The following is a 25296-nucleotide window of genomic DNA, read 5'->3' on the forward strand; positions in this document are numbered from 1 at the left end:
TTTTATCAGTCCGTCAAAGTACGGTCGGATACCGAGGCACGCTGAATGATCTCATGCGGAATGTAGATCACGTCGTTGGTGTACTGATCGGGGTTGCGGATCATCTGAATGAGCCGCTCGGTCGCCTGTTCAGCAATGTAGGCCAGGGGCTGGCGCACAGTGGTTAGAGCCGGCCAGATCTTTACCGCAATCGGCGTGTCGTCAAAGCCGACGATCGAAATATCCTTCGGGACGTCCAGCCCGCAGCGATGCATGACGTTGACGAAGGCTGCTGCGATGTCATCGCTGCCGGCCAGGATGGCGGTTGGTCGCTCGTCCATTTTGCAGACCATCTCGGCAAGGGCGAGGCCGGCCTCGTAGATCGGACGTGCTTCCCAAATAAATCGCTCTTCCAGCACAACCCCGCGCTCGGCGAGTGCTCGCTGAACGCCAGCCAGTCGCGTCTGCCCCACCATCGAACCCGGCAGCTTCACGAAGCCGATCCGGCGGTGCCCCTTCTCCAACAGCAGGCGCGTGACCTCATAAGCGGCTACCTCGTCGTCGATCCGTACGGCAGGAATGTCCGACAGGTTCGTTCCGGGCGCTAGGCCGATCATCGGGATGCTGAGCTTCGTCGAAATGCCGCTGAAGCTGGCCAGTTCGCAAAGCGGTGGTGGGAGCAGCAAGCCATCGATTCCGCTCACCGCAAAGGCCGCCACCTCATCGAGAGGCTTGGTTTCATCATAGCTGCGGATGATGAGCTGAAACCCAAAGCGCACGGACGCCTTCAACGCGCCGACCAGCATCGCGCCCAAAATGGCATTCTCCACGTCGCGGTAGAGCAGGCCGATCCGGATCGAGCCCGCGCTTGCCAATGCACGCGCAGCGACATTGGGGCGATAATTCAGCTTGTCCATCGCCTCGAGCACGGCTCGCCGCCTCTCTGGCAACACGCTCGGCTTGTTATTGAGGACGTTGGACACCGTCATTGTCGAGACGCCAGCAAGGCTGGCTACCTCCGCCATCGTCACGACGTTCTTGCTTCGGCGACGGGGGCGTTTGGTCATTGCAAATCCCTATGCGCATTGAGCACTGGTTGACAAGGGCGCACAAGCACGTATGATTTAGCGGTAAATCACGCGCTTGAATTGTGACGACATGATCGTCGGCGGGAGAAGGATCAGCTGCGATGATCGCTGCAACTCAAGGGGTATATCGGAAGCAGTTCTTCTCTGCGCTTTTCCCATCTGTCCATCCGTCTTCGCCACCGCAGAAGCCCACTGTCGATGTTGCGCCTTCCCGATCCGCGGTGACCGCCAAGCTCTTTTGGTCAGGAAATATTTGATGGGGAGGGGGCTCACGACCCGTCGACAGATCGTCGCTGGCATGGCTGCCCTTGCAACAGCGACGGGTGCGCGGTCGGCCGTGCGTGCCACGAAAGGCGATTTGCCGAACATCCTTTGGATCGTCAGCGAGGACAATAACCCGTTCATCGGCGCATATGGCGATCCCTTGGCCCATACGCCGATTATCGACGGGCTGGCGAAGGAGGGCATCCTATATCGGAATGTCTATTCCAACGCGCCGGTCTGCGCGCCCTCGCGCTTCGGCATTCTGACGGGGGTATATCCCGAGAGCTGCGGCCCGGCGCATCATATGCGCGCCCGTGCTCATCTGCCGGGTTTTATCCGCACTTATCCGGAGCTGATGCGCGAAGCAGGCTATTTCTGCTCCAACAACGCGAAGACCGATTATAATTGCGACGTCAAATCCGATGCGATCTGGAGCGCGCAGGGTCCGCAGGCGCACTGGCGTGGCCGGCCCGAAGGAACTCCATTCATGTCGGTCTTCAACCTGATGACCACGCATGAGTCCCGCCTGTTCAATCCGGTGGCCGGTCGCGTGAGCCCGTCAGACATAAAAGTCCCTGTGCACTTGCCAGACACGACAGAAATCCGGGAGGATTTTGCCAGCTACTATAATCTCATGGAGCAGATGGATACGCAGGTCGGCGGTCTGCTCGACGCGCTGGAAGCAGATGGCCTCGCGGACGACACGATCGTCTTTTACTATTCCGATAATGGCGGCTCGCTCCCGCGTTCCAAACGCTACTGCTATGATGAAGGATTGCGCTGCGCCATGGTGGTGCGGGTGCCGCCCAAATTTGCGCATCTGGCGCCGCATCGCCCTGGAAGCGCGGTCGAAGCACCGGTGAGCTTCATTGACCTCGCGCCGACCGTGCTGTCCCTGGCCGGCAAGCGTGCCCCTGCGACGATGCAGGGAGATGCATTTCTCGGAGCACGTCGTGCCCCTTCCAAGCGCTTCGCCTTCGGGATGCGGAACCGGATGGACGAGCGCTACGACTTTGTCCGCACGGTGACGGATGGCCGCTATCGATATATCCGCAACTATGCACCGCATCGGCCCTGCGGTCAGCATCAGGCCTTCGCCTGGCTCGCCAAGGGCTATCAGTCCTATGAGCGGGCCTATTTGGCGGGCCAGTGCGATAGCAAGCAGCGGACGTTCTTCGAAACTCGCGCTGCGGAAGAATTTTATGATCTGAAGAACGACCCCGATCAGGTCGAAAATCTGGCTGTCCTTGCTGAGTTCAAGAACCGTCTGAACAGCATGAGCCGCGCCCTCGATGCCCACATGCTCGCCACCCGAGACAATGGCTTCATCCCGGAAGGGATGGCCGCGGAGGGGTATGAAGCCAGCCGTGTGCCCGGCGCCTATCCCCTCAAGGACATCATGGCGCTGGCCGCGGATGCGGCGCGTGGCGAACCGGCGAACGTTGATCGCTTTGCCGAGCTCCTGTCCCATCCCGATGCGGTGATGCGCTACTGGGCCGCCAACGGTCTTCTCATCATGGGATCAGCGGCTCGGCCGGCGGCGGGGCGGCTTGAGTCCGTCATGGCGGCTGATCCGAGTCCCCAAGCGCGCATCGCAGCGGCGGAGGCAGCGACGCATCTCGGCCTTGGAGAAGCGGGCGTCCGGGCGCTCGCGGGTCTCTTGGATGCGGGCCAATCCCAGCCGGTGCGGCTTCAGGCTATCAATGGGCTTACTTACTGCGCGCCAGATCTGGCCAAGCAGGTTCTCCCACAAATTTCCGCTGCAAAAAGCGATCCTTACCTGTTTGTTCGGAGCTGCGCCATCTATCTCGAGGCCAAGCTCACGGATCGCTACCAACCGTCCATGCCGATCTTCGAACTCGATCGGCTCGGCAAACAATCCAACATCGAAGGCTGATCATGAAAACCCTGGTGAAAATGCTGGCTGCTGCCAGCCTCTTCGGGATCGCAGGTTGCACCCATGTCCCGGTCGCGCCGGTGAGCAAGGTGCAAGCGCAGCAGGAACAGAAGAAGCCGAATGTTATCGTCATCCTGGTGGACGACCTTCCTTGGACCGACGTTTCGATCAACAAGGCAGGCACCATCGACACGCCCAACATCGACAGCATCGGCGAGAATGGCGTGACCTTCTCGGCAGGCTATGTTGCTGCCTCCGTTTGCGCCGTATCACGCGCCGCGCTTTTGACCGGGCGAACTCCGGCGCGCTACGGCTTCATGTACAACATCAATGACCGCGGCAATCTGGATGCGGGGGCAGGTCTCCCCACAGACGTGCCCACAATCGCTGAGCGCCTGAAACCGATGGGCTACCGGACGGCTGTTTTCGGCAAATGGCATCAGGGCGCAGAACCGAAATTCTATCCGACCCGCCGCGGCTTCGATGAGTTCTTCGGCTTCCTGGCCGGTGAAACAATCTATGCCGAGCCCGATACCCCAGGACTCGTCACCACGCCGACCAAGGCCGATCGCTACGAACCCATCAAGCGGGAAGGCGGTGGCCGCCTGTTCGAGGGACCGGACATGCAGATCGTGGAGCAGCCGAACCAGTATCTGACGGAAACGATCACCGAGCGCACTGTCGACTTCATTCGGCGCAGTGCCGCATCGGGCGAACCCTTCTTCGGTTACGTCGCCTACAACGCCCCGCATTGGCCGCTGCAGGTGCCGAAGGTCTATTATGACAATCGCTCCGAGATAACCGACCCCGTGCGCCGCACCTATGTGGCGATGATCGACGCGCTCGACGTGGGCGTCGGGCAGATCCTCAAGGCGCTGAGCGACGCAGGCGTGCGCGATGATACGATCGTGATCTTCCTGTCGGACAATGGCTGCCCCGTGCAGTTTGGCTACTGTCCGGAATATCACCCATGGGGCGCAGGCAAGTTCACCTATCTTGAAGGGGGCACCCGCGTGCCCTTCCTCATGTCATGGCCCAATGGCCTGAAGCAGCGGGGTAGGATCGACGCGCCCGTCAGCTCGATCGACATCTTGCCGACCATTCTCAAGGCGGCGGCACCCAAGCAGGCGGTTCCGCAAGAACTTGAGGGGCTCGATCTCGTCACCACCGTCGCGCACCCTACGGGGGACGAGCGCACCTTGATGTGGAGCCAGCGGCCGGTACGGGCCATTCGGGAAGGGCGTTTCAAACTGTGGCATTCCGACGACTGGGCACAGACACGGCTCTACGACATCGACGCTGACCCTTGGGAAGTGAATGACCTGTCTTCGGCGATGCCCGATCGCGTCCGCGCGATGAAGGACAAGGTCGATCGCTTCGATGCCTCCTTGCCGGAAGCCATGTGGCCGCTCAAATCCACTCGCGAGATGATCATCGGCGGGCGGAAGACAGAATTCGTTTATTAAGGAAGACATCGTGATCAGCTTCTCAAAGCGCCAACTGCTGATGGCCGGCATCGCCTCTGGCGCGCTGATGGCCGTGCCGAGCCTCGCTCAGGACCGCGATTATGTGAAGCGCGACAAGCGCAAGCGCACGAACTTGCTGCTCATCACGGCCGACGACATCGATTGGACAGCGCTCGGCTTCATGAACGGGCGGCGCAATCTGACACCGAACCTGGATCGCCTGGCGAGCCAGAGCCATGTCTTCGAACAGGTCCGAACCGTCGCGCCGATCTGCATGCCGTCCCGCCAGGCGTTCATGAGTGGGCTGCTGCCGCATCGCAACGGTGGCAACGGCTTCTTCCCCATGCATGAAGGTACCCCGACGCTCTGCTCCTTGCTGGCGTCAGAGGGCTATTATTGTGCGGCGAGCCACAAGATCGGGCATATGCAGCCTGCGACCTCGTTCCCATGGCACATGAAGCAGGAGGGGAAGGACCGGCATCCGACGGTTCATGCCGACCTGACCCGGCTCGCAATTACGCAGGCTCAGGCGCAGTACAAACCGTTCTTCATCAACTGCAATATCAACGATCCGCACAGGCCGTTCTATGGCAGCCGGGATGCCGAGGAACTGGATCACGGGCAAGAGGGGCCATATCGGATCCCCAATCCGCTCGGTCCCGATGACGTCACCGTCCCGGCCAACCTCGAGGACCTTCCCGAGATACGGCAGGAGATCGCGCAATATTGGAACTCTGCCCAGCGGCTCGATATCGCCGTCGGCAATATCCTCAAGGCGCTGGACGAGAGCGGTGCGGCGGACGACACGATCGTCCTCTTCGTCTCCGATCATGGCATGCCGTTCCCCTTCGCCAAGGCGACCTGTTACGATTACGGCATCAGAACGCCGGTCGTTCTGCGCTGGCCGGGCATGACACCGCCGCGCCGCTTCGATAATCTCGCGAGCAATCTCGACATCCTGCCGACGCTGCTCGAGCTTCTCGGGATTGACCGGCCCAATAACCTCGACGGCCATAGCTGGGTGCCGCTGATCAAAGGATCAGGTGCCGTCCAGCAGCCGTTCGTGATGTCCTACGTCGATTATGTTTCCAGTGGCTGGCTCTATCCATCGCGGACCCTGCAAGACCAGAGATACGCATTGCACTTCACAGCGTGGGCAGACGGCAAGACGAAGCTCAAGCTGGAAAGCATGTGGGGCCTGACCTATCCCGCTATGGCCAAGGCGGCAGAAACCGATGCCAGGATCGCGCAACGCGTCGACCAATATGTCCACGGCCGCCTGCTGGCGCTCTACGACATGCAGGCCGATCCGGGACAGCGCGTCAATCTTATCGACGATGAAGCCCACCGCCCGATCGCGGAGCGGATGAAACGCCTCATGCTGCAGCAGATGGAGCGCACGCTCGATCCTCAACTCGAGAATTATCGCCTTGCGTTGCGAGGTGAAGTGCCGGTTCTACTGCAAAACCCTCAGCGATATCGGATTGCAGGCGACTGATTTGGGCTGGCGTTTTGCAAACTTGGGTATGCAGTGATTCAGAGGCGCATGTCGCCTTCATTGCCAACCTTAGCAGGCCAACACGGTTCCTAAAATTGCACTTCGTTCATCACGCTGCCGAGGACCAGACTTGAGGCGCGTAATGCCATACCGCTCTGCGCTGAGCAAATGACCGGTTCTGGGGTAAGCTGCCGTTCCAAACCCGAACGCCGAACGGCGCAGTCTGGTCGGCGCGAGCCGCATTGCCACTCCTGCGGATCTTCATCGGCAAGCGTTCTTCCGGTGGCCAATGTGGCCAAAGGAGAACGATCATGGAGATGCGTGAAACAGAACTCACTGCCGCCAAGCGCCCGGTTTGGAATGCCGGAAGGACAGTGGGTGCAAAGCGGGCCTTGAAACCGAAGCAGATCTGGGAAATCCGTTTCTACCTCAATCAGCGCCGCCGCCTGCGAGACCGGGCGCTGTTCGATCTGGCGATCGACAGCAAGCTTCGGGGTTGCGATCTGGTGCAGATGAAAATCGGCGACCTTGTCAGCGGCGGGCAGATCCGAACGCGGGCAATCGTCATGCAGCAGAAAACAGGCCGGCCCGTTCAATTCGAACTGCTGCCAGACGCTCGCGCAAGCCTGCTAGCTTGGCTCGAACGCCGGGGCGGCACGGTCGATGATTATGTGTTCCCGAGCCGAGTTGATCATAGCGGGCATCTCAGCACTCGCCAGTATGCTCGGCTTGTCGACGAATGGGTGACAGGGGTCGGTTTGATGCGAAGCGAGTATGGAACCCACTCGCTTCGGCGAACGAAGGCATCGATCATCTACAGGGCCACCGGCAATCTTCGAGCCGTCCAAATCCTTCTCGGGCATAGCAAGATCGAGAATACGGTGCGCTATCTCGGGATTGACGTGGAAGATGCGCTTGCCCTCGCCGAGAATACCGAGATTTGACCAATCGGCTCCTCGCCTTCGGCGAGGGGCCAACTTCGCGGCGTTTGGGACATTGCCGCCGTTCCTCCGCGCGATGGTGAACGGCAGAATTCGTCCAAAGCGGACGTCCGTTCGCTAGGCTCGGAATGCCACGATTGGTGACAATCCTGACAGTCGGCGACAAGTGGTGTTCGCGGATTTCGTCCTACGTCGTATCTGTCAGGCTGCTAGCAGTTCGTCAGCGGGGCCAAAAAACTCGTAATGAATGCGGTTTGCCGGCACGCCCGCCAGCGATAGCGCCGAAACGGCATGACGCAGGAACGGACGCGGGCCGCAGATATAGTAGTCCGCCTGTGCAACGGGGGTGCTGGCAACCAGCCATTCGTCCGTGATGATGCCGGCGGCATCATAGTCGCGCCCCAAGACTTCGTCGGGCAACGGCGTCTGATGAAAGTCGGTCACCCGCACGGCCCCGCCCCGCGCGGCCAGCGTACGGACATGGTCGCGCATGGCGTGGGTCGTGCGATCATGGGTGCCGTGAATATAATGAACGGGCACATCGGCGCCGTTCTCGACCAGCGCTTCAAGCATCGCCACCATCGGCGTGAGGCCCACGCCGCCCGAGAGCAGCACCACCGGCCGCTCATGATGCGTGTCGAGGAAGAACTCGCCCGCAGGCGCCGCAACCTTGAGGCGCGTGCCAATCATGGCTGCGTCATGCAGCCAGCCCGATGCCAGTCCGTGCGGTTCGCGCTTCACGGAAATGCGATAGGTTTCGCCATTGGCCGCGGTGGAGATCGAGTAGTTGCGCTTCACCGGCGGATGGCCGGGAATCTCGAACCAGAACGTCAGATACTGGCCCGGCTTGTGCGCCATGACCGGGCCGCTATCGGTGGGGCTAAGGATGAATGAGCTGATGATGTTGCTCTCGCGCACAATGTCCGCAACCTCGAACTCTCGCCAGCCGCTCCAGCCGCCGTCCGCTGTCTTCTGCTCAGTGTAGAGGCGCTCTTCCCGCGCGATGAGGATGTTGGCGAGGAACCAGTAAGCCTCGCCCCAGGCTTCGAGAATCTCGTCGGTCGCCGCCTCGCCCAGCACGGCCTTGATCGCGCCGAGCAGTGCCCTGCCCACATGGGGATAATGTTCGGGCAGGATCTGCAGGCCAACATGCTTCTGCGCGATGCGCTCCACCGCCGGGGCGAGCGCACCCAGATTCTCGATATTGCTCGCATAAGCCAGGATCGCCCCGGTCAGTGCACGGGGCTGCGATCCGGCGTCGCCATGATGGGACTGGTTGAATAGTTCGCGAATGTCTGGATTGCGGAACATGCGCGCGTACATCTCGTGGACGATGTCGAGCCCATGGGCTTCGAGAGCGGGAACCGTGGCCTTGACGAGTGCGGTCGTCCGATCGCTGAGAGGCTGCGACATCGAATACTCCTGAGATATGATGTATGAAGAAATGGGAGGGGTAGCTCGGGATCAGTGTCCCGGCGGCGCCTGATCGTAGAAATCCACCTGCATCTTCATGGTCCCGACGGGCGTCACGAAATGCGGCTGCTGCGGGCGGACTAGCCCCGGTCTTTCGGGCGTGAGGGTCACCTCCGAGGGCGGGTCAATATAGGTGAGCGTGAGGGCGCCCTCGATCACCCGGATCACCCCCCACACGCCCGCCTTGGTATCGTGGCGGGCGCGCAGGGCAGCGGGCAGCGTGTCCTGATTGAACACGGGAGTGGATCGATAGGGGCGCGGCTCAGCCATGATCAGGCCGCCAACCGGACGTCGTCGGCATGCTCAGGATAGGGCGCGGCCTTGACCGCCGGCGCGTTGCCCGCCAGTTCGTCGGCAAAGCTGTGATTGACATCGCGGTGATGCGCCTCGTCAGCCCGCACCACCAATACCACGTCGCGCAGGGTCGCACTGTCGGCCAGCTTCCAGTAATGGCGCGCAATCGCGGGTGCCGGCACATTGGCGCTGCGGCCCTCGTCGATTTCCTTGAGATAGTGGGTGTAGCTGATCACCGCTTCCTCCTCGAAATAGCCTACGATGCGGTGCGCGGTGCGCGCGCTCACCAGGTAAAGCGTGAAGAAGGCGAGGTAGAACACCCATTGCACCGCCAGAATGACCAGCCGCTCGAACAGGGTCGGTTTGGCGACCTCGATGAAGGTCATCAGGTGCATCCGCTCATTCTCCGCTTCTTCCATCAGGGTGCGGATCCAGCCCTTGTCGTCGCACATGCGGCGCAGGCACGTGAGATGATTGATGGTCGCACCGACCATGCCGGGGACGGCCGCCACGGTCTCCAGAACGATGGCGCGATGGCCGTAGCGCTTGGCGAAAAAAGTGTCGGCGCAGAAGCGCAGAACCTTGGTGAAACCGAGCGCGATCCGATCGCGCACGTCGCGCGGTGCGTGATGGACGGTCAGGTCGACGAGTGGAATATCGGTCATGGCAGCGTACTCCTCTATGCAGGGTCCGTCGCGTCTGCTGTTTGGCGTGCGGGCCGGGGGAAGGGCTGGTCATCCAGCCGGAAGAACAGGGCAAGTTGCAGGCTCTCGGCGATGCGCGCCGCCTTTGCCTGCAGGGTAATGGCAGCGCCGCGCGCCATGAGTTCGTTCGTCGTGTCTGCCCACAAAGCCAGCCAGCGTTGGAACAAGGCCGGCGTGATCCGGCTGCGGTGCTTCATGTGGGCGGGGACGGGCTGGCCTTTGTAGCGCCCGGTGGTGAGCATCACCGAGGACCAGAAGGCCGCCAGCTTGTCGAGATGCTCCGGCCAATCATGAATGGCGTGGTCGAAGATCGGGCCCAGTTCAGCATCCACGCGGACGCGGCCATAGAAGGCGTCCACCAGCCTTTTCAGACCGTCATCGTCGAGTTGTAACTGCGCCATTGCGCCGACTCCAAATCATGCAACATTGATGCATCTATACAGGCGATTTAAAACATGCAATGATAATGCATCATTAATTGCGGAGTGCCGATGCGCCTGACGCGCTACACCGATTACGCCATGCGCGTGCTGCTCTATCTGGGACGGAAGCCCGTGGAGCTGGCTTCGATTGCCGGTATCGCGCGCGCCTACGGCATATCCCAGAACCACCTGATGAAGGTGGTGAACGACCTTGTGAACGCCGGCTATCTGGAAAGCGTACGCGGCCGCAATGGCGGCATCCGGCTCGCCCGTCCGCCGGAAGAGATCAATGTTGGCGCCCTGATCCGCCACACGGAGGACGATTTCGATCTCGTCGGTTGCAGCTCATGTCTTATCGCGCCTGCCTGTGGTTTGACCAGCGTGTTGGACGAAGCCATGCTGGCATTCCTCAGGGTGCTGGACAGCTACTCTCTGGCGGATGTTCTCTCCCGCAGAGGTGACTTTGGATATCTGCTTCACGTCTCCGACGCATCTTCGAGGGCTTCTGCCGTCGCTGAGAAACAGGCCTCCCGAGGCGGCGTCCTTTGACTGCAGGCATCCCGCGCTAAAGCCGCGCGCACAGCGACTCTCCGACAAGTTCCACAAGCTCTTGCCGACATATCGGAGCGAAAGGATCGAGGAATGGCGTCTTTGCGTGAGCATGAACGTAGCGCAGGTTTCGACATGCCAAACTGAAACAGCGAATGGCGCTATGAGGGCGGACCAGCGGACCCAATTTTACTTTCTATTCTCCTGCGCGATCGAGCAAAGCCGTCAATAGAGGACGCAGGCGCCTAATCTCTTCCCGATGCGTGGCTGATAGGTCAGCAAGTATCGTCTCCGCCTTTGCCGTCAGTTTAAGAAGCGATTGTCGCCGGTCGGCCACCGAAAGACGGCGCATTAACAGCCCCAGCGCCTCTAGCCGGTGGATGAGGCCAGTGGCGCTGTGGGGCTTCAGAATGAGCCGCTCGGCCACATAGCCGATCGTCGCCGTGCCGGGTTGAGCCGCGCGGATCGCGAGCAATGCCTGATGTTGCTGCGCTGTTAGCCCCGCTGCGGCCGCCCTGCTCTCGCTGAATGCCATGAACAGCCGCAACGTATGACGAAAGTCCGCCAAGATCGCGTAGTCGGCATCAGTGACAGCAGTCTCGGTCATGATTACTCCCAATCCCGTTGATAAATATCGTATTGCGATATAATGCGCCGCGGATTCATTGGAAAGGCACCATGACCGCAATAACACCGCCACCCCATGCCCATAGGCTCGCCGATCATAGCGCTGACTGGCGCATGCTGATTCTCGTCGCAGCCTCGTTGTTCGTTGGCACGGGCGGCGCTTTTGGGGCCTGGGCATTGCTCAAGCTCATCGCGATAGCGACCAATATTTTCTGGTTCGGCAGATTCTCCGCCAGCCCGGCACTCATCACTGACAGTTCGATCGGATTCGGTGTCGCCATCATTCCGGTGATCGGCAGCCTGATCATTGGCCTGATGGCTCGCTTCGGATCGGACAAGATTCGTGGCCATGGAATACCGGAGGCGATCGAGGCCATTCTCTATGGTGAAAGCCGCCTGTCCCCCAAAGTTGCATTCCTCAAACCCCTCTCATCTGCCATCTCGATCGGCAGTGGAGGCCCGTTCGGTGCCGAGGGGCCGATCATTATGACCGGCGGAGCGATCGGATCGCTCTTCGCCCAGTGCTTCCATCTGAGTGCTGCGGAGCGCAAGACGCTGCTCGTCGCAGGCGCAGCTGCCGGTATGACGGCGATTTTCGGGACGCCTGTTGCTGCCATTCTGCTCGCGGTGGAAGTGCTGCTGTTCGAATGGAAACCGCGCAGCTTCGTACCGGTCGTCGTCGCCGCGCTCGTGTCGCTGGCCTGGCGCCCCCTGCTCGTCGGAAGCGGGCCATTGTTTCCCTTTCACGGTGTGCCAGTCACCAGCTGGCTGGTCATGGCGGGCGCTGGCGGCGTCGGGCTGATCGTCGGTCTCGAAGCCGTGCTTTTGTCGACTTTCCTCTACCGGATCGAGGACCAATTTCACAGGTTGCCGATCCACTGGATGTGGTGGCCGGCGTTGGGCGCCATCGTCGTCGGTATCGGCGGGCTGATCGACGCACATGTGCTCGGGGCTGGCTATCAGAGCATCCAGGATCTGCTCAATGGATCGCTCGCGACCCGGGTTGTCCTCGCTCTGTTCGTGGTCAAAGCGGTCGTCTGGCTGATCGCTCTGGGCTCCGGCACATCAGGCGGTGTCCTGGCGCCGTTGCTGATCCTGGGCGGTGCCTGCGCTTCCATCGTCGGCCTCGCGGTTGGCGCCAATCCCGGCTTCTGCGCCATGCTGGGCATGGCTGGTATCTTGAGTGGAGCCATGCGGGCGCCTTTGACTGGCGCAGTGTTCGCGGCTGAATTGACCGGTCATTTCGACAGCCTACCCGCCGCATTCGCCGCCTCTGTATGCGCCTATGCGGTCAGCGTGCTTATCATGCGCCGCTCGATCCTGACCGAGAAGATCTCGCGGCGCGGCCGGCATATCCTCCAGGAATATAGCGTTGATCCGTTCGATTTCCTGCAGGCCGGGCAGATCATGACCCCCAAACCGGAGATGCTGTCAGGATCGACGACCATTGGCGAGACAATCGCCTTTTTCGGAAGCACCGCCAAGCACCGCAGCTATCCGGTAATCGGTGAAGAAGGGCGGTTGCTCGGTCTGGTGTCGAGATCCGACGCGTTGCGCTGGCAAGTTGAAAGCGCGCCGGGAGATGCCCCTTTGTCTGATGCCGTATCGGATGCCTCGCAGCCTTTTACCACCGCGCAGGCACCGGTTGGTGTTGTGGCCGATCTGATGGTCGAGACGGGCGTCGGGCGCGTTCCGATCGTCGACCCGATCACCAGCAAGGTGATCGGTATTCTATCGCGTCACGATCTGTTGAAGGCGCGACGCATCGGCAGCGAGGCGGAGCGCGCACGTAGCCGTTAAAGGCGCTTAGCGCTGAACGAACGGCAACTATCGGGATGCACGGTTCCGAGGCCATGTCTGAAACTGGCGCGTCTCCAGCCTGGCAGCTCCGTTAAGCGAATGACTGCTATTGTGATGGTCGGACGTTCGCGGGTGATCAGCGGATGCCGTAATCTGGTCGATCGCCGCCGGCCCGTCGTAATATTCACATTCATTCCCGCCGGACGGGTTTCTCGGTAGGGTTACTGCCAAAATCCGCCACTCTGCTGTCTGCGCCCTGCACCTGAGATCCATTGGCCTGAAAATAAAGGGGCGGTCACGCACATTGGGATGAACGAAGTCCGCATGCGCAAACTTATCAATAAAGGATAGCTCTTCAACGACGCTCGGGGCGCTGCGTAAGATGCGGTTGAAGGTATCTTTGGAGTGCTGCGAAGGCGCGAATGTTTAACAGTTCCGAAGCTTGCCTGTATAGCTTGGCAAGGTCGTCGCTCGCCCCATATGTTGGGTTGCCTCCGGCATCTTCGAGACGGTGTTTGCAAACCCATTCGATCAAAGTCCGGGCTGCGGTGATTGCGTCGGCATCGAACTTTTGAAGGGCGTCGGATACGATCGTGTCAGCGGGCGCACCGCTGAATTCGAGAAAATCTACCAAGGGCACGAATTCTTCGCGAACGAGGCGCCGTCGCGGCTCCCAACTAGGGCTGAGGCCTTTGAAAAGGGACCAAAGGCCGCTGGTTTCCTGATTCGAGCGAACCAAGTGCGGGAGCAGCTTCGTGGTTGCAGGTTCGGACATGAATTACCGACGCAACGTTCGGTATACCGCTTGATCGATGCTCCCATCAGCGAATGCTGTTGGCTGGGAAGGGGAGGTCGGCCGCCTGGTTCGTTGCCTTGGCGCGATGCGAAACGGTCTTCGCCACGCTGCCGCCTGTCCGGCTCCCAACCAGGCGCTATGCCCCACCTTTGGTCGCATGATGGCGATTGCTGCGGAAGGGACAAGAAAGGCAAAACGCACAGGCTGACCGCTTCACTCACACGTCGCAAAAATTTTGTGGGACGCTCTCAACGGCTGGCCCGGTTTCGTGTGTTCATTTGCACATAATCGGAGCCATGCTAGGCGCAGCTTTATGGAAAACGCCCCGCATAACGGAACCGGTTCAGAGCAGTCCAAGATTCAGGACCCGCCAATCTACCCTGACTCCCGTGAAGTCGAGCGGATGATGGCGATACTTGAGGAGCAATGGAGCACCGTCGGGGCGTGGAACATCCCTTATCTCGTGCTGCTCGTCGCGAAACTGGTGGATCGTATTACGGCTCATCACGTCAAGCAGGTGGCAAACCTGTCCTTGGCCGAATGGCGGGCCATGGCCCAGATCGTGGAGCTTCAGCCCTGCAACGCCACGCAAATTGCACAACGCGCCCTCGTTGACCCGGCCGAGGTCAGTAGAGCCCTCCGCTCTCTAGAGAAGCGCGGCTTCATTCAGCGCTACCGCAACCCGAAAAACCTCAAGAGTCGCGTGGTGGTGCTAACCCCCGAGGGCGAGCGCATTCGATCTGCCATCCGGGGCGAACGCGACGAGTTCTACCAGCAGTGGATGGGCAATCTCTCGTCCGCGGACTTGGGGATCATGGATGCAGGGCTCCGCTCGATCGCTAAGAAGATTGTTGCGATCGCACCCCATGTTGTGGAAGGTTAGCCGTCCGCCGGTCCGGGGATAACCTAGCCCGGCGGCCCACCTGTGACCCCTTATCTCATTTCGGGTTCCACCGCGCAGCGGCCTTGAGGAACGCCATCGTCTCGGCCATCACTGGGACAGCTTCCGGGCCGACCGGTCCGTGACTGAGTTTCACGACAACAGTCTTGTGTTCCGGATCGACATAGATGAACTGGCCCTCGCCCCCGATGGCTGAAAAGGCCTGAGTGCCAGTCTGGGTCCACCAGAAGTAGCCATATCCCAAGCCCTCGCCGGTCTCGGCGGTGATGCTTTGGCGCAGGGTTTTTACATAGTCCGGCGGCAGCAGTCGCTGACCGTTGAGCATCCCCTCGTTCAGCATCAATTGTCCAATGCGCCCATAGTCCCTTAGGCGGGCGTTAAAGCCGCCCGCTGTAAATTCACGACCCACGCCAGAAGGTCCATCGATGACATAGAAGGCGTCAGCCTCCATGCCGCCAGGTCTCCAGAGGCGCTCGCTGAGATAACGACTGACCGGCATCCCTGTCGCACGCTCGACGACGAGCCCGACCAAGGCTGCATCCATGCTGTTGTAGGTGAAATGTGTCCCTGGCTTATGGGCAGGCTTTGTGAGTTTCGCTCCATCCGTATAGCGCGCCTTTTCCTCGACCCAGGACGCGACATGAGCGTCATAGGCAAGGTTGCCGGGGGTCATGAAATTGTCGATCCAGTCCACGCCGGAGCGCATCTCGAGAAGGTCGCGTATTGTCGTCCCTTCGTACCCGGAGCCCTTCACTTCCGGAATGTAAGTGGTGATTGGCGTCGTCAGCGACGCGATCTTCCCCTCACGGAGCGCAAGCCCAACCATGATCGCGTTGAAAGATTTCGCAACAGAGTAGGAATTGAAGAGCGTCTTTTCACCGGAGTTATTGTAATATCCTTCGTAGACGATCTCGCCATTCTTCATGATCAGCAAGGCGTCCGTCTTAGTGCGCTCGACAATATCTAATGCGTTCCGCCGCTTCTTGTCGAACTCGTACGTGAAGTCGAGCGGGCGCAGGCGCTGACGCAGTTCGAGGGCGGCTGGACCGGCTGGGACCGGCGCAGTGTTGAACATTTCCGCGAGCGTTCGGTTCGCCAGCATCCGCATCGGCGGATCGAACATCTGCATGCGATATGTCTTCACCTCGTCCGAGGGTTGAGCGCGAGCAGAAGTGCCCCCCGCCGCGACGACCAGTCCGCTCGTGACAAGCAATGCTGCCATGATGCGGCGTCCCAAATTCACGTTCATTCGCGCTCTCCCTTTGCGGCTCATCAACAGATTAGCGGTGGCACTCATCACAATGCCTGGCCGATGCGAAGCTGATCCAGCAACCGGCGTGCTTCACCGTCAGGATCGTGCGCAATGCGGCATTCACGATCAAACAGCATCGTCGCTCTTCGCGTCGGCTCATAGGCCGGCCATTCAAGGGACGGTGTGCTCGGCGTACCGCTGCGCGCAAAGGCCACCCAAGCCGAACTCAAACGCTCGGACAATGCCTTGGCATCCTCGCCGCCACCATTGACGCCGGATCCTTCCTGCACATTGCGGAAGACCAAGGGCACCTCAAGGCCGTGCGGGGCTTTCATCAGGCTGTTGAAGCCAGGGGTTTGCCAGTCGGTGCGATACATGAACACGGGGGCACTCCGCGCCGCATGCCGGCGCTGCGCTATTCTGATCGAGTTGATACGCGTTGGGATGTCAGCGGTCATGACGGCAAAAAGATCCCAAGGCGACATCTCAGGATAGATAGTGCGGTACCCTGCTATCACTGCGGTTGGATCTTTGCCGACATAGCCTGCCAGACGCTCCGGCAGGTCTTCGAAGCGCATATGATGTGCCTCGGGATTTCCGCTCAGGGTGACGGCTGCCATCTCCTGCCGTGCGCTGCCAATCATCAGCGGTACATGCGCGGAGAGCGCGAGAGTGGAGGGCTCCAGGGGCTGCCCGGCGATGATCTGGCCATCCACCACGGGCGAAAAGCGGACGGGAAAACCCCAAAGCTGGCGCGGCGGTTGCGCGATCACGGCGCGATAGGCCGAGAGCAGCGCGTCTACGGGCAGCGCTTGCAGTGCGGCGCCGTCACCGGGTCCGACACCGAGCACGCTACAGAGTCGCCGTGTTACATCTTCGCCTTGCGCTGCGGTAAGCAGGGCAGGGGTCTGTCCGCTCTGGACGATGGCCTTGTGAAAGAGACCGCGCGCTTGCGGCATCGCCATGAGGGCCGAGACCTTCTGTCCGCCACCCGAGTAGCCAAAGATCGTGACGTTCTTCGGATCACCGCCGAAGCGAGCGATGTTGTTCTGTATCCACTGCAGGACGAGCAGGATGTCGAGCATACCAACGTTGCCGGATCCCTCAAAGCCGGGGCTGTCGATAGGCGTAAACCCGAGAACGTTCAGGCGATGGTTGCAACTCACGACCACCACGTCACCGAAGCGCGAGAGCCGTCCACCATCGTGCACAGCCGTCGATGCGGAGCCTGACCAGAAGCCGCCGCCATGGAGCCACAGCATGACGGGCCGGCGCGCGTCATCATTTACCGATGGTGTCCAGACATTGAGAGCAAGGCAGTCTTCGCTCTCGAAGGTCTGAAGACCCACATCGCCTTCAGCCAAGGCATAAGGGTTGTCGGCGAAACTGCGATCAGTGGTGGAGTCGCCTTGCGGCGCGGTGGCTCCCCATCCCAACGTATTGAGCACACCCGACCATGATCGCGGAGGTTCGGGGGGACGAAAGCGGTTGCGCCCTGCCGTCGAGGCTCCGTAGGGCACGCCGCGGAAGCTATGAATGCTCTCTGTCACAAAGCCCCGGATGGCGCCATGCGCCGTTTCCACCACCGGTCCGAAGGAGCGCTCGGCGCCCTGTCCCCTGGCTTTTCCGGCAAACAGCAGAGTGCCTGCCACAGTGGATGCGCCGCCTTTCAAGAAAGCGCGGCGGCCCACAAAATCCGCTGAATGCAACTGCCCAACGCCAGACATATCCGCTCCTGTCCCTGTCCTAAGCACGTCTTTGTGCCTGCCGAGCCCCGTCAGTGGCCGATGGAGCCAGCCTCCGTTTTGCGCGCTCCAGACCTGCTGCCCCTGATGGTCGTGATGAGCCCGTCCTTCAGCGTGTAATAGACCGTACCTTCGGAGACGATCATGTCGCCGGTGTTGAGATGACCCGAAGGCATCGCTACGCCGTCCTTGAGCGCTACAAGCCGCGTGCTCAGCTCGGCTGCCATTACACCGTGCTCGTTATCCACGACGACCACATGAGACGTCACTTCCTCACTGACCTGCAAGCGAATATTCTTGTAGAAATCGATGATCGCTTGCCTCCCCTTCAGCACGCCAAAGATCGGCGCGTGATGGAAAACGACATCCTCGTCATAGAATTGTGCGAAGCGCTCGTCCCCTGCGCTAAAGAGGCGGAGATATTCCTCAAACCTCTGCCGCGTCATCTCGCGGGGGGCGCTCTCCTGAGCATATGTGGCCACAGGCATCATCGCGGCCATCAGCCCCATCGCCAGAAGTGATTTCACCTTCACAACGCACCTCCTATCTCGGACACCGTTAAGTCAGTAATTCACGCGAACCCCGGCAAGAAACGTCCGGCCGATCTGATCGAACAATATGCCGTTGGTGGCAGAAGAGGCGCCCGGCGCTATCGGCGGATCGCGATCAAAAAGGTTGTTCACCACCGCGTAGACCTCAAAGGAGCCTCGGCCAAAGGCCGGAATGGTCTGTGAAATGGACAGGTTTGTATAGAGGCGGGACGAAACGCTGTTATCATTGTTGCTGTTGTTCTGATCGGGCGGTCCGCTGATGGCATCCTGATAACCGGCTTCATCCGGACCAACCTGGAGCACGTCGTAACGCCCCTTACCAATGTAGCGATTCTGCACGGTAATGCTCGTGCCGCCAGCACTCTTCCAGGTGAGATAAGACGTCGCCTGGAAATGGGGAACGCCCGGTCCCGCGCCGAAATTGGAATTGCCAGTCTGCCCGGCGAGGTCGACGCTGGTGCCGGTTGCATTGTAGAGCGTTACCAGCCGGTCTACATAGGTCGCGAGGCCGCGGAAGCTCAGCGACCCGCTGCCGATCTGGCGACGATAGTTCAGTTCAAAGTCAACGCCTCGCGTCGAAAGGCCGTTGAGGTTCGCCTGTGTGTCCGTGATCAGCGTGATTGCACCCGCTCCGTTTCGCGTTACCCGCGCGCAGTCAGAGGCGGAACCTGCTTGGCAGAGCTGCAGAATGTTTGTCGCCCCTGTGGAGGTGATTACATCATTCACCTTGATGTCGTAATAATCGACCGAGAACGTCAGCGTATCCGAGCTGGTCCGAAGAGGCGTGATGACCACGCCGATGGTGGTGGTATTCGCCGTTTCCGGACGAAGCCCTTGGTTGCCGCCAGTCAGCAAAGGCACGAGCACCTGCGAGTTGGAGCGGGGGTCCAGAACGGACACCTGACCGCTCACCAAGGGCGAGAACAGCTCCGATATATTGGGAGCACGGATGTCACGCGAGCGGGTCACACGTAAGCGCAGGAAGTCGGACGGCTCCCAAACGCCGCCGACCTTCCATGTCGTTACCGCGCCCGACGTGGAATAATCGGTCCGCCGGACTGCGCCATTAAGCGCGAAGGACTGCGCAAACGGGACATCGGCCAACAGAGGAGCGTTGACCTCGACATATCCCTCCGTGACGTCGAATGCGCCTGCGATGTTGGCGGCGTTGAACGTATAGAAGCCATTGGCGCGTGAGATGGGGTCGGCGACTGTCTCAAGCGAATCCCGGCGATACTCGGCACCGGCAGCCACCGCGAGGGGGCCACCGGGAAGAGGCACGACTTCGCCGCTGATATTTGCGCTCACAACATCTTGCTTGATCTTGGTATCCAACGCTGCGGTGCCAGTTACGAAGGCCGCGGCGGCCGGCGTGAAATTCCCCAGCCCAAGCGGGTTGAACGGCTGACAGCCATTGCTTTGGTCCCGGCAGACGATGGCGCCGCTGGGCAGCTGGATCGCATCGATCGCCTGCCGCAGGCGAGCGGGTATCAGATTGTTCGAAAGACGCTGTTCATAATCTGTCTGCCCGTGCTGATAATAAGCCTCATAACGCCACTGCGCGCCGAGCTCGCCCGTTATCCCGGCCACTGCACGCAATGTGGAGGTTTTGGAGCGGCCCAGAGCATTTCCAAGATCGTTCATCGCCTTGCCAACCGAGATCGTTCCAGCTGGGCCAATGGCATTGCGGATCACCTCCGGCAGGAAGGGGTTCTCGCCGCTCAGCACGAGGCCGCCGCCGGTAAATCGACTGAAGCGGCCCTGCGCGCCGACATTCTTCCCGAGGACGGACCCGTACGAAACATTCACGAAAGGCTTGAGGGCCGGACTAATCTCAAAATCAGCATATCCGTAGAGGCTGTATCGTTCATAGGCCGGCACCATGACCGGGCCGCGGAAGAAGGCGTTTTCTCCCTCTCCCGTGCCCCCCGACTGGAAGAATCCGCGATACCGGCCCGGAACGAACGGTACCAGCGAACGGCCATCGGCGCTGAACTGCTGGTCTGCAAAGGGGCCGCCATCAATGAGGCCCGGCCCCGTGAGAAAGCCGGTGCGACAATTGTCGACGATCAGATTGGCTGGCTGGGAAGGGTCTGCAAAGTTGCCAAGCTGGCAGGTTTCGCGACGCGACCAGTCCCGTGAATAATAGTCGCCCTGTCCCTTGTTCTTCTCATATTCGCCCGCCAGGACAATGTGGCCGCGACCGCCCGCAAAGCCCGTGCCGCCTGCCAATGAGGCTTGCACCGTGCCGTTGTCGCCCTGTTGCGCGACACCCGACTGCGCTTGCGCCCGCAGCCCCTCAAGGCGGGTATCCGTCACAAGGTTGATCACCCCCGCCACAGCGTCTGAGCCGTAAGCCGCAGAGGCACCACCGGTCACAATGTCGGAGCGGCTGACGATCGCGCTGGGGATCAATGCCATATCGACCGTGCCACTTGCCGTGCTCGGCGCAAAGCGGCGACCATCCACAAGGATCAAGGTTCTCTCCGCGCCCAAGCCGCGAAGATTGGCAATGCGCGAGCCGATATTCTGGGGGCTGAGGGCAATCGTCTGCCCGGGAGAAGCGCTGTTGAGCAGCGAGGGCAGCTGCAGCAAGGCATCACCCACATTGGCGATCCCGAGCGACCTCGTCGTCGAGGAATCCAGTATGGTCGTTGGGGAAGGCAAGCTCGCACCGGAGACGGCTTGAATGCGCGAGCCGGTGACGACGATGTCCTGCACTGCCGGGGCGTCATCCTCGCCTGTCTGAGCATGTGAGAGCGACAACGGGACGACCGCCAGCAGAAGCCATGTCGCCGCATAAGTGGTTGTGGATTCCCTACGCGCGCGCGCCGAACGAGCACTTTTTCTCATGACATCCTCCCTGGTGTGATGCGCCATTTTGGCTGCATCCGAGAGGCAAAGAGACAGGCTGCCATTCGACGCCGTCATGCCTCACTCAGCAGAGACCTACCCTCCTATATTGAGTTGTCAATATCTTTATTGATTTTTCAATTTACCGAGCACATCTTCCACGTCGAATACCAACCTCAAGGGAGGACGCTAAAATGAGGAACCGCTCGCGCAAACTCTTCCAGTCAGCATGCGTTATGCTGGTCGCAGCATCAGCCCTCAGCGGGCAGTCAGCATCCGCGCAGGAAAAGTCCGCTGGTGCGGGCGCCTGCCAACCAGACCCGCGTGCCACTCCGGCAATTCGGGAGCTTCGACGCAACTTTATTGATGCAAAGATCAACGCGCTGACGTTCCACAGCATCGGCTCGATCTTCAACACCGTCCCTGTCAAAGCCGGCGGCCAATCCTCGCCGTTCTTGAGCAGCCAGCATCCGCTGGATTTCACATATGAATACAAGGGCGAGAAAATCCCGGCCCAAGACGCGCTGGAACGCACGTTCACCAATGCGCTCATCATTCTCAAGGACGGCAAGATCGTCCATGAGACCTATCGCAACTTCACAGGGCCGCAGACCCGCTTCCTCTCCATGTCTACGGCCAAATCCATGACGTCGATCCTTGTGGGAGCGGCGCTTTCTGATGGGCACATCAAATCTCTGGATGAGCAAGTCGTGGCTTATGTGCCGGAGCTCAAGAAGACCGCATTCGATGGCGCAACGATTCGCGACCTCCTCCTCATGCGTTCGGGCGCGGACCGCGAAGATAATTATCAGCCGGACAGCAGCAGTGATGCAGCGCGGCTGCGTGAAGAGATCATGGTGCTCAACTGCCGTCGCAGCGTCGACGAGGCGTTCCTCGCCAAGCGAGCCGATAGACCCGGCAAGACCTTCCGTTACTCAACCTTGAACACGAATATTCTCGGCTGGGCTCTGGAGAAGGCCACAGGCAAGCCAATCAACGAATATATGAGCGAGCGCCTGTGGACGCCTCTGGGCGCCGAGGCCGATGGATTCTTCCTGACGGACGGGCCGCCTCCCCACGGGCGGGCCACGAACGGCATGGGCTTCAATGCAGTGGCTAGAGACTATGCCCGGCTGGGGCAAATGATGCTGGATCAAGGACGGGTCGGCAAACGCCAGATCATTCCGGCCGACTGGGTCCGGGAGTCGACTGTTCCGGTCTATCCTGAACCCGTCGCTCAAGGGCAGGATCAGGGCTATCAGTACCAGTGGTGGACCCTCGTGAACTCCAACGCCTACATGGCGATCGGCTTGCAAGGGCAATTCATCTACATTGATCCGGACACACGCACAGTCGTCGTGAAACTGAGCTATTTTCCTATCGCCGACGCCAACGCTTATCAAGAAAGCGAAACTTTTTTCCGGGCGGTATCAGCCTGGAAGCCAGAAATGTAAGGCTTCCTCCTCGAGGCCCGCCTTGCCATTCGCCACGGCACGCGCACTCGACTACATGCTGTAGCGGTCAGAGAGACAGACGTCAGCGGCGGTCCGGTCATCGTTCCCTGCTGCATCCGCGACGCCACAACGGCGCGCTGTCATCGCTCGTTTGCGGTCAAGTGCGGCAATGCCAAGCAACGGGCAAAAGTCCTTCTGGGTGACTGCGATTTGCGGTAGCGCAGCCGGTGTTGAGATCAACCACGCTCTAGTGGCTGAAGTTTAACTGAAAAAGCAAATCTGCCGATAAGCCTCGCCCGTGATTCATCGTCATTAATCGGCTTGACCGCTTTTAGGAGGTGTTTAGTTTCCGCCCAACACGGCTTCGTGCGCTTATAGGGGGGATTGCCAGTGAAAATACGTGTTGCCTTGGTCGCAGCCACTGCTGCTTTGTCTGTTTTGCCAATGAGCTCAGCGTTCGCAGCTGACAAGGCTGAAAAGAAATATGTGATGATCAATGAGGAAGTCGGCCTCCCGGTATTTCCTTATGACATCACAGGCCGGGCGTATGACGTGCTTGGCGAGGTCAAGACATCGGTGCGCAAAGCAACGATATTCAGCAAGGCACCTAGTCAAGATAAAATCTATCGTGAGCTGTGGGAACGCGGGGAGAAGCTTGGGGCCGACGCTATTATTAAAGCGCAATATGGCGACGCACATGTGACGCTGATGAGCTGGGGCGCCAGCACTGCCACCGGCCTTGCTGTAAAGTTCAAGCCAGTTGACGCGGCACCGGTCGAAACGCCGGTGGCCGAGACGGCTGCCTCTGGAAGCTAGTTTATGGCGATGAAGACTAGGCTCAGGACCCATTAAATTGCTTGCGCAGACGGTGATTGGTTGATTCAATGTCAGCGTCGAGGAGGCGCTGTCGTGGAGGTTTCGTTTCTGCTGAGCGAGGCGCAAATGCGTCGGATCGAGCCGTTTTTTCCGTTGTCGCATGGCATTCCACGGGTGGACGATCGTCGGATTATCTCGGGCATCGTCTATGTCATCAAGCACGGTCTGATGTGGCGCGATGCTCCCAAGGGGTATGGTCCGCACAAGACGATCTACAACCGGTTCGTGCGCTGGAGCCGGCTCGGGGTCTTTAACCGCATCTTCGCCGAACTGGCTGGCGCCGCCGGCGAGCCCGACCGGATCATGATCGACGCGACGCATCTCAAGGCGCACCGCACCGCATCCAGCCTCCTAAAAGGGGGGCTCTTTCCCGATGTATCGGGCGCACCAAGGGCGGGCTGAACTCGAAGCTGCACACGGTCTGCGATGGGCAGGGTCGGCCGATCGTCTTGCTGCTCACTGAAGGGCAGATGAGCGATCACAAAGGCGCAGTTCTGCTGTTTTCGCGGCTACCCCAGGCCAAGGAACTGCTGGCTGACAAGGGCTACGACAGCGACTGGTTTCGCCATGCCCTTGCCAGCCGCGGCATCACCCCATGCATCCCGCCAACAGCCAATCGCAAGGTCCAGCACGCCTATGACAAGCAGCTCTATCGCCAGCGTCACAAAATCGAGAACCTGTTTGCCCGTCTCAAAGACTGGCGACGCATCGCCACCCGCTACGACCGCTGCGCGCACACCTTCATGTCCGCCATCACCATCGCCGCGACCTTCTGCTTCTGGCTCTGATCAATGAGTCCTGACCCTAGAGCTAAACGAAAAGTCCGAGCACCTCGCTCCGATGACTGCGGAAGAAGCGCGCAATTGGGTCGTTGAGCGTCGTGGCGCCGGCTTTGTCGCTTATGGTGAAGCGGATGATCAACCTAGCCCAGCGCCGGACGTTCGCAGCAGCTGGGCTGATATTCCTGCCCTAGATCGACGCACTGCCCTTAGCGTCTTGCATTGGAGCGCATTGGACGATCCCGAGCAGACGCCTTGGGAAGAGTTCGGGCAGATGCTGACCAAGGTGGCGCAGGCCGACGATCTGCGTGCGTCGGACCTTGGCCACATCCTTCTGCAATTGGTCGGCGCCAGGATACGGAGGCAGCTGCTTCATCGGTGCTGGCGGCTGGGAGACGCGCAGCGACGGCGCCCCGGCACCGAACCCCTACCACGGGGTGAGGCCGGGCTTCCTATCGAACGGCGCGGACCGCGGCGCGCTGGCGCCGACGGAGAACGCGCTGATCATCGCCGACATCCGCCCGGAGAAGACAGTCGACGACAAACCGAGGTCTCAGACGCTGGGCGCGCCTATGCGGCTCGTGGCCCACATTCCGATCTTGGAGGACGTGGACTGCAAGGAGGTCGAAGGGCGTTGGGATAAGGCCTGGTGCCAAGAGCGCCAAGTCCCTTGGGTGAAATCCGATAGCACCGAGCTCCTGCGTGATCCGAAACTTCACAAGATTGCGCTGCACGCGGCGTCGATCGGAGAGCGGCTCAGCCTGGATGGATTCTTCGCTGCAATGAATAAAGTGGTCACCGGGGCCGGAAGCTCCTTGTACATGAGTTCCGAACAGGCCGATGCTGCCGTGGCGGCGGTGTTTGATCGATCGCCAGCGATGAGACGGCGTGCTGCGGCGATGGCAGAAAACCTGAAGTCTCTGCCGGAAACCCTCCCTTGCCCGGCGCTGGTCGATTGGCTTGTAGTAGAGCTTGATATCGAGCGGTTCCACCGCCAACTCGTTGCACTTCATGAGATCAATAAGCAGACTGTTACTGCATCGGAATTGCCACCCGCGCTATAAGGAGCGGCTTGGCGCTGGGTGCC

The 25296-nt window shown here is 60.3% G+C and carries 21 protein-coding genes; 11 read left to right on the plus strand and 10 right to left on the minus strand.

Annotation, left to right across the window (positions count from 1 at the left end; genetic code table 11):
- Positions 1–5: 5 nt before the first annotated feature.
- Positions 6–1046: a LacI family DNA-binding transcriptional regulator gene (locus M2343_RS00975; RefSeq protein ID WP_264575253.1), complete on the minus strand. Its 1041-nt coding sequence runs from the start codon at positions 1044–1046 to the stop codon at positions 6–8.
- Positions 1047–1137: 91 nt separating this feature from the next.
- Here M2343_RS00975 and M2343_RS00980 point away from each other — a divergent pair, with 91 nt between their 5' ends.
- The 4 genes from M2343_RS00980 to M2343_RS00995 all read left to right on the plus strand — a co-directional run bounded on the left by M2343_RS00980 (position 1138) and on the right by M2343_RS00995 (position 7136).
- Positions 1138–3228: a sulfatase gene (locus M2343_RS00980; RefSeq protein ID WP_264575254.1), complete on the plus strand. Its 2091-nt coding sequence runs from the start codon at positions 1138–1140 to the stop codon at positions 3226–3228.
- A gap of 2 nt (positions 3229–3230) precedes the next feature.
- Positions 3231–4694 (plus strand): sulfatase-like hydrolase/transferase, encoded by a 1464-nt coding sequence (locus M2343_RS00985; RefSeq protein WP_264575255.1) that lies wholly within the window; start codon positions 3231–3233, stop codon positions 4692–4694.
- Between the two features lie 10 nt (positions 4695–4704).
- Positions 4705–6192, plus strand: coding sequence for a sulfatase (locus M2343_RS00990; protein ID WP_264575256.1), 1488 nt, complete (start codon positions 4705–4707; stop codon positions 6190–6192).
- A 311-nt stretch (positions 6193–6503) separates the two neighbouring features.
- Entirely contained in the window at positions 6504–7136 is a 633-nt protein-coding gene (locus tag M2343_RS00995; protein WP_264575257.1) for a tyrosine-type recombinase/integrase, read from the plus strand.
- 198 nt (positions 7137–7334) lie between these two features.
- Here M2343_RS00995 and hmpA read toward each other — a convergent pair whose 3' ends face one another.
- From hmpA to M2343_RS01015, 4 genes are read right to left on the minus strand one after another with little or no spacing between them, the layout of a single operon-like run.
- Entirely contained in the window at positions 7335–8546 is a 1212-nt protein-coding gene (hmpA, locus tag M2343_RS01000; protein WP_264575258.1) for an NO-inducible flavohemoprotein, read from the minus strand.
- A gap of 51 nt (positions 8547–8597) precedes the next feature.
- On the minus strand, positions 8598–8876 hold the full coding sequence (locus M2343_RS01005) for a DUF1971 domain-containing protein (protein ID WP_264575259.1): 279 nt from the start codon (positions 8874–8876) through the stop codon (positions 8598–8600).
- 2 nt (positions 8877–8878) lie between these two features.
- Positions 8879–9565, minus strand: coding sequence for an alternative oxidase (locus tag M2343_RS01010; protein ID WP_264575260.1), 687 nt, complete (start codon positions 9563–9565; stop codon positions 8879–8881).
- Between the two features lie 14 nt (positions 9566–9579).
- A complete protein-coding gene (locus M2343_RS01015; RefSeq protein WP_264575261.1) occupies positions 9580–10005 on the minus strand; it encodes a group III truncated hemoglobin in 426 nt (141 codons plus the stop codon).
- 90 nt (positions 10006–10095) lie between these two features.
- Between M2343_RS01015 and M2343_RS01020 the strand changes: the two genes are divergently transcribed.
- Positions 10096–10575 carry an RrF2 family transcriptional regulator gene (locus M2343_RS01020; RefSeq protein WP_264575262.1) on the plus strand — a complete coding sequence of 160 codons (480 nt, stop codon included), beginning with the start codon at positions 10096–10098 and terminating at the stop codon, positions 10573–10575.
- Between the two features lie 196 nt (positions 10576–10771).
- On the opposite strand, the gene M2343_RS01025 is transcribed toward M2343_RS01020, so the two are convergent.
- A complete protein-coding gene (locus M2343_RS01025; protein ID WP_264575263.1) occupies positions 10772–11182 on the minus strand; it encodes a MarR family winged helix-turn-helix transcriptional regulator in 411 nt (136 codons plus the stop codon).
- Positions 11183–11316: 134 nt separating this feature from the next.
- Between M2343_RS01025 and M2343_RS01030 the strand changes: the two genes are divergently transcribed.
- Positions 11317–13002 carry a chloride channel protein gene (locus M2343_RS01030; protein ID WP_264577461.1) on the plus strand — a complete coding sequence of 562 codons (1686 nt, stop codon included), beginning with the start codon at positions 11317–11319 and terminating at the stop codon, positions 13000–13002.
- A 1109-nt stretch (positions 13003–14111) separates the two neighbouring features.
- Entirely contained in the window at positions 14112–14681 is a 570-nt protein-coding gene (locus M2343_RS01035) for a MarR family winged helix-turn-helix transcriptional regulator (protein ID WP_264575264.1), read from the plus strand.
- Positions 14682–14736: 55 nt separating this feature from the next.
- Here M2343_RS01035 and M2343_RS01040 read toward each other — a convergent pair whose 3' ends face one another.
- The 4 genes from M2343_RS01040 to M2343_RS01055 are packed head-to-tail and all read right to left on the minus strand — an operon-like array spanning position 14737 to position 21178.
- Complete coding sequence (locus M2343_RS01040; protein ID WP_264575265.1) at positions 14737–15948, minus strand: serine hydrolase domain-containing protein; 1212 nt, start codon at positions 15946–15948, stop codon at positions 14737–14739.
- 47 nt (positions 15949–15995) lie between these two features.
- A complete protein-coding gene (locus tag M2343_RS01045; protein WP_264575266.1) occupies positions 15996–17678 on the minus strand; it encodes a carboxylesterase/lipase family protein in 1683 nt (560 codons plus the stop codon).
- Between the two features lie 50 nt (positions 17679–17728).
- Positions 17729–18229 carry a nuclear transport factor 2 family protein gene (locus M2343_RS01050; RefSeq protein ID WP_264603852.1) on the minus strand — a complete coding sequence of 167 codons (501 nt, stop codon included), beginning with the start codon at positions 18227–18229 and terminating at the stop codon, positions 17729–17731.
- Between the two features lie 30 nt (positions 18230–18259).
- The gene (locus M2343_RS01055) at positions 18260–21178 is read right to left on the minus strand and encodes a TonB-dependent receptor plug domain-containing protein (RefSeq protein WP_264575268.1); all 2919 of its coding nucleotides are present in this window, start codon (positions 21176–21178) and stop codon (positions 18260–18262) included.
- Positions 21179–21294: 116 nt separating this feature from the next.
- On the opposite strand from M2343_RS01055, the gene M2343_RS01060 reads away from it, so the two are divergent.
- From M2343_RS01060 to M2343_RS01075, 4 genes are all read left to right on the plus strand, one after another.
- Entirely contained in the window at positions 21295–22554 is a 1260-nt protein-coding gene (locus M2343_RS01060; RefSeq protein ID WP_264575269.1) for a serine hydrolase domain-containing protein, read from the plus strand.
- 390 nt (positions 22555–22944) lie between these two features.
- On the plus strand, positions 22945–23370 hold the full coding sequence (locus M2343_RS01065) for a hypothetical protein (protein WP_319799378.1): 426 nt from the start codon (positions 22945–22947) through the stop codon (positions 23368–23370).
- 126 nt (positions 23371–23496) lie between these two features.
- A protein-coding gene (locus tag M2343_RS01070) for an IS5 family transposase (protein ID WP_413716035.1) occupies positions 23497–24218 on the plus strand; the annotation gives its coding sequence in 2 pieces (ribosomal slippage) (positions 23497–23782 and positions 23782–24218; 723 coding nt in all).
- Positions 24219–24529: 311 nt separating this feature from the next.
- Complete coding sequence (locus M2343_RS01075) at positions 24530–25273, plus strand: hypothetical protein (protein WP_264575271.1); 744 nt, start codon at positions 24530–24532, stop codon at positions 25271–25273.
- The last annotated feature ends 23 nt before the right edge of the window (positions 25274–25296 follow it).

The sequence above is a fragment of the Sphingobium sp. B8D3B genome (assembly GCF_025961875.1).
Classification (GTDB): Bacteria; Pseudomonadota; Alphaproteobacteria; order Sphingomonadales; family Sphingomonadaceae; genus Sphingobium.